The sequence below is a fragment of the Terriglobia bacterium genome, assembly GCA_036496425.1.
GTDB lineage: Bacteria > Acidobacteriota > Terriglobia > 20CM-2-55-15 > 20CM-2-55-15 > 20CM-2-55-15.
The window spans coordinates 1-10,612 of the sequence record DASXLG010000010.1; the positions used below are offsets into that span (position 1 = coordinate 1).

Below are 10,612 nucleotides of genomic sequence, written 5' to 3' on the forward strand. Positions count from 1 at the left end.
CAGGAGTCCCGGACGAGTTCATAATTCGATCGCGTCGGATTGCCCAGAAACACGCTCAGCAATTCGTGTGTGCTCTTGGTCTCGTACAACGGAACAATCAACGGTTGAATGATTGAAACAGAGCCGTCATAAGCGCGAACATCGCCCCACGCCTCCAGGAAATGATGCTTCGGCACATGCCAGTCGCACTCTGCTGCGGTCTCGTCGTAGTAAAGACTGTGGCTGATCTTCAGCTTTACGTTGTACAGGCTTTTTGAGAATTCAAGGTCGGCCGGAGCCGAGTACGATGGATTGACATCGAGCATCACCAGCAGGTCGACCTTCCCCGCCTGCATCGCCTGCACGAGATCGCGCAAGGATTGCGTCTGCCCGACGGGACCGATCTCGACCGGCTCCCGGTATTCAACGGTACGGCCGGCATTGCCGAGCTTTTCATTGATCGCATGCGCGAGAGCATGCACATAGGGCGGCTGCGTATCACCGGCAATAACGAGACTGGAGCCGTGGTGAGACTCCAGATCGCGAATCAGCGGATCGAACCACTGTTCGGAGAAAGCTGGAGTCTCCGTTCCCGTAACCCCGAGACGAGCCGCCAATGCTGCTGCCAGTCTGGAGATCTCCGATGAACGCATCGCTGCGCGATGGTCCGCTTTGAAGCCGGTTATCGTCGGAGCGCTTTCGAAAACGTACAGCCGGTTCATTCCCGGTCCGCCCTGCTCCGCCGTGCGGCGCGACGCGAACTGCTGGATGTGCCGGATATGGCCGGGGCCCCAGTACAAAAAGTCGGATTCCAACGACACGATCACATCCGCGCGGTCAAGGTTGTAAACCGTGTCGACGAATCGTCCGAAAGCGAACTGCGCTCCGGCTCGCGCGTTGTCGTTGTTTACAGGCTCATATTGATGCCAGATTGCGTTCGGAAACTCTTGAAGGATTCGGCCGATCAGTTCTCCTTCGGAAGGAGATGTGATTCTGCCCGATAAGAACCGGAGGCCGGAACCGCCTCCGGCCTTCATGCTATCGAGCTGCATCGATATCAACGAGCTGAACGGATCCAGTCTTGAAATTGCGCCGCGCCGCGTTATCGATTTGGCGCGGTCCGGATCGTAGAGATCCAGGAGTGATGCCTGCATGAATGCGTCGGTGGATCCGAGGCTCGCCGGGTGACGCGGATTCCCTTCTATCTTGACAGGCCTGCCCTCCTCGCTTTTGACGACCAGGCCAACACCGTAGCCGGCAAACGGCATCGCCGTCGCGAAATGAAGTGGAATTCCAGGCAGCAATTGTTCCGGCGCCTCAACATAGGGAACGATTTTTTCCGGCAGAGTCGCTGCGGGTGTACATCCCTCCACGCCCGCAAGCGCGAGCGAGGCAGCCGCCAGCGACAGAAAGTCGCGACGGTTGACACCCCCCATCTGCGCCGGCATGAGCGCGTCAGGATCATGAGTTGGCGGCGTCAAGCTCCGCCATTGAGGACGCTGATTATCCGCTTGTTCCACGCAATGAACCCCTACCTGTGGCAAATCGAGCAATTTGTGAGCTTGAATGTGGGCTCAATGTGATACTCCGTCATCAATTGACGTCCGAGTGCTTCCTGATCCACCGGCGGCCGCCAACCCATCGTGAATACCTGATCGCGAGGCCGCAAAAATTGTTCCGGATGACGATGGCAGGCGAGACACCATTGCATGTGCATGTCCGCCGCCTTCCACGTAAGCGGCATCTTGTCCACTCGCCCATGGCACGTTTCGCAGCCGACGCCTTTGTTTACATGGATGCTGTGATCGAAATAGACGAAATCCGGAAGGGAATTCACCCGATTCCAGCGAATCGGCTGGTTCTCGCGCAGGCTGGCCCTCACCGGTTCAAGCATCGCACTGTCTCTCCAAATCTGTTTGTGGCAATTCATGCACACGGCGGTCGGTGGAATACCGGCGAACGGACTGACTTCGACAGTGTTGTGACAGTACCTGCAGTCGATGCCGAGGCCGCCGACGTGATGCTCGTGGCTGAAGGGAACCGGTTGATCCAGAGGTATTCGCTCGTTGGTGACGTATGGCGAATAAACGACTGCTGCCCAGCCCCAGGTGACCGCCGCGACAACGAAAATGCCGCCGAATATCGTGAGACGTGAAATCGCGTTCGTGGTTCTCTTGAATATCTGCGGCATGACGCACAATTTTCAGCCGACTCCCGCGGAGCAAGTGCGCTGCCACACGAACACGTCAGGATTTGGAACGTTTGGGCGGGAAAAAAGGGTTGAGGCGGTCAGACGATGCCACCTCATGGAAGGCGTTTACCAACCGATATGCGGTATTTACCGCCTGCTATGCTGTCTATGCTGCCTTGGCGGCCGGTTCTTCCTCAACCGGCAATTGCGGAATCGTGAAACCGGCGACCATCATCACCAGCCCGGTAATGATGTTGTTAATGAGTATGGCCGATCCGGCGTGGAGTTCCGGAATGAACGCGGCCACGATCACCCATAACCCAGCGAGACCGGCAACCCAGCCGTTGCCGGGGCGCAATCCCACAAGTGAAAAACCAAGAATCGCCGTCACGATTCCTGCCATCAGATCGCTCCAGGCTTCAAGTACGGGAACGAACCGCCAGATCGCGGCAATGATCAACCAGATGCCGAGCAGAGCAAGGATAGTTCCTCGACCTTTCATCGGTCACCCCTCCCTTCAACCATTCCGGGACTCCCACGCCGCATCAGGCGGCGTGGATCATTCCCGGATCGATGTAAGTATCAAACTCATCCAGAACAGACTGACAATATGCACAATCCTTCAAATGGCTCATCTCGTCGCCGCTGAGCGGCATCGCATGAATAAGGTAGTGGAAGAGTGTCACGGACGAGATGTGAGATGTGGGATCCATAAACTTCCCCGCGGCGCTTAACTTCCAGCCGGCTTGCTTTCCATTTTGCCCTGCAGTTCTTTGGCCTTGCCCAGATGCTTCTGCAGTACCGGTATCAGATCCTGCGCGTAATTTTTCACGTCGTTATTTTGCGCAACTGACGCTTCATGCTGAAAGTCGGCTATCGCTTTCTCATGATCCTTCACCATGAGATCGATAAACTTGCGATCGAAAGACTGGCCGGTGAGTCCTTTAACATCATTGACCGCTTCTTTGCGTTCTTCCGGCAATGTCGGAGGTTGCGCAATGCCGTACTTGTTCATTAATGTCACCAGTTGCCGTAAAGCCGTGTTGTGGTCCCGGCTCAGCATCTTTCCGTAGTCCTGCACGCTGCTGTCTTGCGATTTTTCCTGGGCCAGGCGCCCGAGCATGCGCTCCTCGATGTTGCCTTTTTCCGCTTGCATGACGAAGCTGCGATCCGCGCCCTCGACCACGTTGGTAACATTCGTCCCCGGATTGTCCGGATTCGCGGCGGCCGGAGCCGGCTCTTCCGCGGTATTCGGCTCGGCTGCGGCCTGAACAGTCTTATTGTCCCGCTGGCAGGCCGTAATGCCGAATGCCACCAGGCATAGGATCAACCCCAAAATGAAGGTGTGAATCTGCGTTTTCATATGATTCTCCCTCGAATTTCTAAAGTTTGCAGGCGAGGCTCTACTAGGTTAGACAGCAATCCATCCAATAGGTTCGGTGGGTATGAATCGGTTGGGGGGAGCCGCGGAGCGGCTAGGATGCGTCAAGTATATAGACGCCCTCCCACAGCTACAGAATCTGCAGGCCCGCTGCCGGTTTGAAATTTGGAAAGACTCTTGCAGTGTCCGGCGTCCGCATATGTTTCACGAGAATTTCCGAAAACACGTTCCGGAAGTCCGTCGTCAACGCGAGGTCCCGGCCTTCGTACAGCTGTTCCGGAGCAAGTCCCGGCCAACGGCCGTACACTTTCCCGCCCTTCACAGGACCTCCGGCCACGAACAGACAACTGGCATGACCATGATCGGTGCCGCCCGAGCCGTTCTGGCGCATGGCGCGGCCAAACTCCGTCATTGTGACGATAACGACGTTGCGCATCTGGTCGCCAAGATCCCGATAAAGCGCTGCGAGCGCGTCGCCGAAACTCTTGAGATCGTTGGCGAGCCGTCCGCGCGATGAACCCTGGTTCGCGTGCGTGTCCCAGCCATTGACTTCGGCGAAAGCGACCTCGACGCCGACATTGGATTTGATCAGTTGCGCGATCTGCTGAAGCGACTGCGCGAACGGCGTATTCGGGTACTGAACGCCGGCAGTCGGCGTGTATTGCTGTTGCGTCGCGCTGCGAAGCGTCTTCACGGCGTCGAACGTATCCTTATATAAGTCGGCAAACATCTCTTCGAGTTCAGGCGAGGCTTTTCCACCATGGATGCCGAAACTTGCCACGCGCTGCATCGAAACCGCCGCCGCCGGGCCGGCCAGCGATCTCGGCAGCGCCGGCGTCAAGGCCACAGCGCGAAAGGCGCTGGCGTCCGGTTCGGGACTGACCTGCAGATATCGGTTCAGCCAGCCGTCGCTCACGCCTTTGTTACCCGGAGCGCCCGACTCCATGTAATCCTGCGCATCGAAGTGCGATCGCGTCGTATCCGGTGATCCTGCGGCGTGAACGATCGCCAGATGGCCCTGGTCATAGATCGGCTTCAAAGAAGACAGCGAGGGATGCAGTCCGAAAAATCCGTCGAGGTCGATCGCGCGCTCGTCGGCTCCGCGCATCGGCTCGGGTATCGCGATCTGCGGCCGCGCGGCTGCGTAGTACCTGTCTCCAAACGGGACAACCATCGAAATGCCGTCCGCGGCGCCGCGCTGGAAGATGGCAATGATGATGGGGTGGTCCTTCCCCGGTGCTCTGTTCTCCTGGGCAAGCGCCGTCCGCACCAGAAACGACGGCGTGGCGGCACAACCTGCGAGAGCGACCGCTCCCGACTTCAGGAAATAACGACGTGATATTGCCATGTTCTACCTCTTTTGAAACTCGGGTGAACCCAGCCGGGCTACGACTGTTTTAACCGGGTCGTCGAATTGAACGGACGTTCCGGGAATCTTGTTTGCGCTTAAGGCTACGGCAAAGTTTAACCGCTCGAGTACGGCGCCACTGCTCATCCAGTGCTCACCGCGGTCTGGATAACCCGACGGCGGCTGGCATTGATACAAAGGTTGTCCCATGCGGCCGATGGCCTGCGTTACCTGGCGTCCGCCGTCGGTCTCTCCGTTCAGCGAGCGAATTGCGGATGCGGCATATTCAAAAGGCGTCTTCGTCTTCGCGCCGGCAACGGCAGGCGAATTGAACTCGTTCGAGGTGATGATCGCGTGCATCATCTCGCGGATGTCGCCGTCCGTCTTTTGAAAAACTCCCGAAACATGCTGGACCAGGCCGGGAGGCGGATCATCCGCGACAAACCGGCGAACGAGTTTCGTCGAAATGAAGTGTGCCGTGCTCGGATGCTTCGACAGAATATCGATGACTTCTTCACCATCGCGGACACCGCCGCCGGCATCGATCCTGTGTCCGAGGACGACTTTCTCCCGGTTATCGTGTATTCGAGGCCGGAACATGAATTCCCCGCTCATCTCCGGCCGATTGATGCTCCAGCCTGTGAAGGCGCGGGCGACTTCCTGAACATCCCTTTGTGTGTATCCACCATCGACGCCGAGTGTGTGCAGTTCCATCAGCTCACGGCCGTAGTTCTCGTTGATGCCTTTGGTGGCCGACGACAGGTGATTATCCAGATAGAACAACATCGCAGGGCTTTTCGCCGTTGCCATCAGAAGGTCCTTGAATTTGCCCAGGACGTGCGGCCGGATGGCATGCATTTCGTAGCTCGTCGTCAGCCAGCGGTCGGCGTTTTTGTTCCAGTAAATGTTGAAGTGATTGAGCCAGAAGTCTGTCATGACTTCCTGCAATTGCCGCCGGCTATATACCGCCCGGACGAGTCTCTGCGACTGGAGGTCCTGGAGCACTTGCTCAGGCGGCTGCATGCCTTTATCCCGAAGCATTTCCCGGATGCGCCGGCGGGAATCCGGATCGGCCGTATTGACCTTCATCCGGCGCGCAAACTGCTGAGGCTTTGGGTATTTATTAATGATTTCGGAGGTGCTCATCCGTATCGAAGGGAACGCTGCCAGCCGCTCGTCGGCAGAGTGATCGTCAATCCTGTCCGGATGCAGCTGTTCGTCAAGGTGCTTGTCGCCGCCAACCTGCTGTATCCGCTCGACTTCTCCAGGCTGCGGCCCGAAGCTGATCCGGCTCAGCAGGTGTTTGATGTCCTGCATGGTTGTATAGACAGCCGGAAGAGACAACAGGTCTAACCAGACGCAGGAACTTCAGCGGTTTTCTGTTTTCGGGAGTTCTTACACTCCCGTTCTTAACGCGCGTACGATCGTGAATCTTGTCGCAAGCCGCGCCGGAAGAAGGCCGCCGACCAGGCCCATGATGGCGGCAAAGCAAACACCCTGTATCATCAACAGCGGCGTGACTTTGAAATTGAACGCAACTTCCGAGAACGTCGTAAAGTTTCCTGTGCCGGTAGAAATGCCGTTCATCGGCAAAGCCAGAATGCAGCCCAGAATTCCACCGAGCACTCCAAGCAAAAGCGACTCGAACATGAACGACAACATGATGTTGCCTTTCTGGAAACCGAGCACTCGCAGCGTTGCGATCTCACGGGTCCGATATGCCGTTGCGGTGTACATCGTGTTCATGACTGCAAGACATGAACCGATCGACATGATAGCCGCAATCAGATACCCCAGCACTTTGATGGGCGTCGCCGTTCCGGACTGAGCCTCGAAATACTCCTTTTGTCTGAAGACATCGAGCTGAAGCCGGCGATCGCCGGCCAACCGCCGGCGAATACTCTCCACACTGGCTTGATCGGCGCAGCGGACGAGCAAAGAGCTGTACACGTACCGTTTGGACTCGCCGGATATCTGGTTGTAATCGCCCCAGACTTCGGAATCATACGCCGTCCGCGAAGCGTCAAAGACTCCGACCACGTCCCACGTGGACCTGCCGATTTTCATTTTGCCGCCGATCTGCGCGTCTTTGAATCGTTTCGATATCGAGCGGCTGACGATGATTTCGCGCAATCCCAGCCGGAACATGCGGCCTTCGACGATTTTCAACTTGGGGCGAAGTTCGAGTGACTCGTCCGAAACACCCCGAACGATCACATTCGCGGTGTCCCCGTTGACGCGGGTGTGATTGATGACAGTAATGATTTCGCCGGCGACTGCCGTAACGCCTTGGGTTGCTTCTACAATCGGCTTCAGGCTGCGATCGAAGAAGCTGTTCGTCTCCGCCTGTGATGATTGCCGGATCAAAATGAGATTGAGCGGTTCTCCGGAATCCACATAGGTGCTTTCCAGGCCGTGAACCATAGCCAGCACGGACACGAAAACCGCCACCGTCACAGCCACTCCGAGAACTGTCATGATGGTTCCGATGCGGCGGACGATAAGACTTCGGATGTTATATTTCACCGGGATCATTGGTGACTCCCATGTCCCTACGATTTGCGGAGTGCTACGGTTATGGGCAGCCGGGCGGCGTTCCAGGCAGGTACGAGAGTACTGATCAGAGCCACCACCAGACAGGTCAACAGCGCCGCAAATACCAACGACCAGGAGACATCGAGTGTCTGGATGAGCCCCGAAGTCAGGCTATATAGATTCAAGGACGCATAGATATATTTCGCCGCGAGTGATCCAAATAATCCACCGAGCAGGCAGATCAGCGACGACTCCAGAATGATCATGCGAACGACGGCAGCCGGCGAAAAACCGAGTACTCGCAATACGGCGATCTCGCGGACACGTTCCCGGATGGACATCGCCATGGCATTAGCGGAGGCGAGAACCAATGCAAACAAGACGGCCGACGAAATGCTGGCCACCAGCAGCCGCACATTTCCCCACATCGACAAGATCTGCACGATAAAAGCGGATTCTGCGGCTGTCTTTGTTGAGGCCGGAGCGTTGGCAAACGTGGCATCGATCATTTCGCCGGCGGCGGCGAGGCGATCGGGGTCACTCGTCATGATGAAAAACGTCTGGGTGGCATCCTCGGGTACAAGCTCGTTCAGATAGTCCCAATGGAAATAAAAGTTGCCGTCATTCCCGCCACCGGAAAGGAATCCAACGATCACGGTTTCCAGATCCACGGGGAAATGAACACCTTTGAGCGTGATGTGATCTCCCACCTTCCAACCAAATCTTTTCCGGAGGAGTTCGCCGGCCAGCGCGGCCGTGCGGTTGCTGATGAATGCGGCGGCCTGCTCCGGCTGGGCAGTGTGCATCTCGGGATAAACCTCGAAGAACTCCCTGGCATCGACCGCATATTGAGCGAAGAAATTGCCCGGGTCCTTGTAAACGCCGCCAAACCATTGCGCGGCGGCAACGGCTTCGACTCCCGGTATCCGTCTGATGCGCTCGCGGTAGGAAATCGGCAGCGTCGCTGCCAGACTGATCGCGTTGCGTACGACAGCCCGCCTTGCCGAGCCCGGTGCCGGTGCCGGATTCTCGACTTTCTCAAGCAGCGTCTCCAACGAGCAAATCAAAAACAGGGAAACCGCAGTGCTGAGAATTGTGAGTGTGGTTCGCCGCCTGTTGCGAACCGTGTTGCGCAAGATGAAAGGCACGAGACTCATCAACCTCTCCTGCTTATAAAGCGAGATCGGCAGGAAAAATTGGCGGGCAGGCGAGGAATCCTTTCGTGACCCGCGGACAAGGGCTTATTTTGCGATGTCCAGTTGCTCGCGGATGTAAACATTCTTCGGAAGCTTGCTGTTCCAGGTCCGCCAGATGCCGGATCGCAGTGCAGACAGCGAGGACGCATTGTCCAGATCACCATTCTGCCGGTAGAGATCCGCCAGCGCGGAATAGATGCGGGAAAGCTTTAGCGCATGGCGCAAATCATTCCCGGGATCGGGATGGAAGGCCATGATTTTATCGAGCAACTCCCGATACACATCCAGCGCCCGCCGCGACTGTCCCGTGTCTCGCAGATGATCGCCCAATGCGAGCAGAGCGACGGCGGCCTCGTCATCCGGAGCCATTTTGCCGGCCGGATAATCCTTTATCTCTTTCAGGATCTGAAACGCCGTATCGATCCGGCTCCGGGCTTCTGCCGCACGATTCCACTTGCGCAAAACGTAAGAAGAACCGGCCAGCAGCAGCACCTCTTCGCGCCGGGCTTTGGAATTGTTTTTGACCTCGCGGATCCGCATGATCCCAAGGTCGAAAACGGTCATGGCGCGTGGAAGATTATCGATACCCGGTTCGTTGCCGAGGACACGTCCGAGCTCGCGGGCCGCGGTCGCAACCAGAATGCGGCTGGCGGCGTCATTCCGATCCTTCTGCGCCAGGCTTTCGACGCCATCCAGAGCATCCTGGAAGACTGCAATCGCTTCTTCAAATTTTCCCGCGTTGAGCGTATCGTCCCCGCCCAGAATCATTCCCTCCCGCCACAAGACATTGAATCGCGTCGTCTGGCGGCTCACTTCAGTAGGAAAGACGATTTTTTCCAGGATCGGACGGGTCTGACGGATCGTCTCGAGCGCGCCATCCAGATCGCCGGACAGACGCATGCAGTCGGCAATGATGCTCAAGCCCTGGCTTTCGTAATTGGCCCGGCTGGGTAAGGCTTCGCCTGCTGCGATGGACCGGCGCGCCGCATGAATCGATTCCTCGTAGCGGTGCATGTTCTTGTACGCGAGAGCAAGGTTTGCAAAAACCACCGCGGCCGATGTCATTTCGTCTGGCGATCCGTTTCCCAGTGCCAGTAATGCATCCAGGCGCTGGACCGCCTTGTTCGCCTGAGCCGACTCCTCGTCGCGCAGGTGGTCGCTGTCGGCCAGGATCATGCGATAGTCGGCGATTTCCGCCGACGTCAGCAACGCCTTTCGATTTCGCGGCGATGCCGAAAGAACCGACTCCACCAGCGCGTCGCCCTTGCGCAGACTTTCCGCCGCCTGCGCATACTGGCCAAGGTTGGATCGGCCCGGAACTCCCTGCGCCTTTGCGAGAATTCCATAAGCGGTAGCGATGTCCAGCGCAAGTTCCGGATCGGCGCCGGTTTCGCTGCCGAGAGCTTCGAGGTAATTCTTCGACATGTCGACAATTTCGTGTCTGGCCTTGGTCGATCCCGGTAATCCGCTGAGGACGTCATCGAGAGCAAGGACCTTGTTTGCGAGCTGCCGCACTTGAAGAAAACGCCGTTGCGCGATGGACCGTTCATAGTTCGCAACCAGCAAACCCGCCGCCAGCGCAGTTGTTGTGACTGAGGTTGCCAGCACGGGCACCCAGTAACGTCTGGCAAATTTTCGCAGGCGGTACGATATGTTGCCGGAACGAGCCTTCAGGGGCTTCGATTCCAGAAAAGCGCGAATATCGTTGGCAAAGGCTTCCACCGAAGCGTACCGCTCTTTCGGCTCGTGGCGCAGGGCCTTGGCCGTAACATAATCGAGATCTCTGGGAAGACGGCTGTTCACCCTGGACGGAGCCGGCACTTCGGAATTTCCGGAGTCTGTAAGAAAACTGCGCGCTTCGCCGTCATTCTCGCGCGGCGAATTGCCGGTGAGGAGTTTGTACAAGACGGCGCCAAGGGAGTAGACATCCGTGGCGGTGGTTTGCGTAATGCCACGAAACTGTTCCGGACTGGCATAACTCG

At 57.3% G+C, this 10,612-nt stretch carries 10 protein-coding genes; all 10 read right to left on the reverse strand.

The features are described 5' to 3' along the window. Nucleotides 1-1,499, reverse strand: a 1,499-nt coding sequence (locus VGK48_00445) for a molybdopterin oxidoreductase (GenBank protein ID HEY2379621.1), incomplete at its 3' end; no start/stop codon positions are given. Nucleotides 1,500-1,510: 11 nt separating this feature from the next. Continuing rightward, nucleotides 1,511-2,170, reverse strand: coding sequence for a cytochrome c3 family protein (locus VGK48_00450; GenBank protein ID HEY2379622.1), 660 nt, complete (start codon nt 2,168-2,170; stop codon nt 1,511-1,513). A 166-nt stretch (nt 2,171-2,336) separates the two neighbouring features. Beyond that, a complete protein-coding gene (locus VGK48_00455) occupies nt 2,337-2,672 on the reverse strand; it encodes a hypothetical protein (GenBank protein HEY2379623.1) in 336 nt (111 codons plus the stop codon). Nucleotides 2,673-2,715: 43 nt separating this feature from the next. Further along, nucleotides 2,716-2,883, reverse strand: a complete 168-nt coding sequence (locus tag VGK48_00460) for a hypothetical protein (GenBank protein HEY2379624.1) — start codon at nt 2,881-2,883, stop codon at nt 2,716-2,718. 17 nt (nt 2,884-2,900) lie between these two features. Further along, on the reverse strand, nt 2,901-3,533 hold the full coding sequence (locus VGK48_00465; protein ID HEY2379625.1) for a DUF4142 domain-containing protein: 633 nt from the start codon (nt 3,531-3,533) through the stop codon (nt 2,901-2,903). A gap of 148 nt (nt 3,534-3,681) precedes the next feature. Continuing rightward, nucleotides 3,682-4,899 (reverse strand): DUF1501 domain-containing protein, encoded by a 1,218-nt coding sequence (locus VGK48_00470; GenBank protein ID HEY2379626.1) that lies wholly within the window; start codon nt 4,897-4,899, stop codon nt 3,682-3,684. A 3-nt stretch (nt 4,900-4,902) separates the two neighbouring features. Next, nucleotides 4,903-6,216, reverse strand: a complete 1,314-nt coding sequence (locus VGK48_00475; protein ID HEY2379627.1) for a DUF1800 domain-containing protein — start codon at nt 6,214-6,216, stop codon at nt 4,903-4,905. A gap of 78 nt (nt 6,217-6,294) precedes the next feature. After that, nucleotides 6,295-7,434: an ABC transporter permease gene (locus VGK48_00480; GenBank protein HEY2379628.1), complete on the reverse strand. Its 1,140-nt coding sequence runs from the start codon at nt 7,432-7,434 to the stop codon at nt 6,295-6,297. 17 nt (nt 7,435-7,451) lie between these two features. Further along, nucleotides 7,452-8,591, reverse strand: coding sequence for an FtsX-like permease family protein (locus VGK48_00485; GenBank protein ID HEY2379629.1), 1,140 nt, complete (start codon nt 8,589-8,591; stop codon nt 7,452-7,454). A gap of 84 nt (nt 8,592-8,675) precedes the next feature. Beyond that, nucleotides 8,676-10,612, reverse strand: a 1,937-nt coding sequence (locus tag VGK48_00490; GenBank protein HEY2379630.1) for a hypothetical protein, incomplete at its 5' end; no start/stop codon positions are given.